Raw genomic sequence first — 1,681 nt, 5'->3', positions numbered from 1 at the left:
TCTATGCCCATCATCATAATTGGTACGGCGTAATAGGAAATATGCGGTTTCATCTTATCATTCCAAATTTGCTCCACATACGAAAATATCGATACTGGTAAGCGACTGGATTCCTCAATTTCTATTGATTCTTGCGTATCATTTCCCCATTTCCTCTCCCGCTTTAATTTAAGTTTTCCGTCCAAAATAAACGTTAATAACAATAAAGCAATCTCTTTATGCTCAGGGAAAGAACATTTTTGTAATAAGTAAGAAATTTTTTCAATTGATTTACTATCTTTTTCAGCTGTTTCTAGTAAAAGAAGTACCCATCTTGCAAACAACAACGGGTCCATCTCAATTTTCGCCCCGTTTAAGTAACTACAAATTGTTCTCCATAGTAACGGAGATAGTTTAGAATGATTATTAAAAATTAATTGAAATAATTCTTTTTGATGACTAAATAGAAATTGTTCCACTAACCATTCTGCAAGTAGTTCATCTACCTCATTATAGGTTAATGTAACTAAAAATAAATTTTGCAATTTCCCTTCTGCTTCAAGCCATTCCACCCATTCATAATCATGAGCAAATTCAACAAAGTAACGGACTGTTTCGATTTTTTTTATTGATTGTTTTATGTATGATAATTGTTCCTGCTCTACTGACGGCGGAACGGTTACTATGTCACGAATACGCATTCGTTTTGTAATATAATTATCCCCCATTAATTCCGCCCATCGCTTCACTGCTTTCACGAGAGATTGATGATTATTACCTTTATTCGGGTATACAATCGGCCGTATCCCTAAATGCTCCCAATGGTACGTATTTTCCCCTTGCGCAACAAAGGCATAACGCCTTGTACTTGGGGGTAAACCAGTCGCTAAATATTTCATGACTGGGTCATTATGGCTATATCCAACGAATAAAACGGTATAATTCGAGAATAAATCAACTAAAAACCTTCTTGCCCATCCTTCCGTCAAGTAAGCCCTTCCAAAATCACCATCTGTTAAAATTAACGCTTCTTTCTCTTGTTCTATATTGCCATGTATGTAAGCAAGCCCTTTAAACGCTCTTCCTGTAGGTAACGCAGGTGCGTAATATACATTTAATTCTCTATTCATTTCTTTCATCGCAGTTGTAAAATGTCGATCAAAATTTGTCGTTACAATGCGGACTTCTGTATCCAAAGGAAATAACCTCGGAATCGCATAATGAAGCGGGTTCGGCTTTGACTTTTCAGTATGAACTAAATCTCTTGCAACTTGATGTACATCTTTTGTTTTTGCAATTTTACCAAGATAATAATCATGAGGTTCTGTTATTTCACGTTTTTCGACATATAACTTTTTTGCAATTTCATCAACTAGATCATCAAAATTCGGTAAGTTTGATTTCCCTTTCATAGAAACTCCCGCTCCAACAAATAATACTAACTTTCCTTGTTCAAGATGATCAATTAACTCATCTGGAATTTCTACTTCTGAAGTAATCCACACCCCGGATTCCCCCTTACCTAAAAATGTACTATAACATTTTTTTGTTATTTTTATAATATTTAGACTAAATTTCGAACATGAAAAAGTTTTATGTAAATATACCCGTTGCAATGTATGAACTCCAGAATTTATTGAAAAACTATGTATAAATTGGAGGTGTAAATTTTGAATGATTTCACAGTAGTGCTTATCAAGTT

General features: G+C 34.3%; 1 protein-coding gene. It reads right to left on the bottom strand.

Features of this window, described 5'->3' with window-relative positions; translation table 11 throughout:
- On the bottom strand, positions 1-1,484 hold a 1,484-nt coding region (locus tag KI369_RS25055), incomplete at its 3' end, for an SIR2 family NAD-dependent protein deacylase (protein ID WP_212957987.1).
- Positions 1,485-1,681 lie beyond the last annotated feature (197 nt).

Source organism: Bacillus sanguinis, assembly GCF_018332475.1.
In the GTDB taxonomy this organism is placed as follows: domain Bacteria; phylum Bacillota; class Bacilli; order Bacillales; family Bacillaceae_G; genus Bacillus_A; species Bacillus_A sanguinis.
This window is presented reverse-complemented; position numbering and strand designations above follow the sequence as displayed.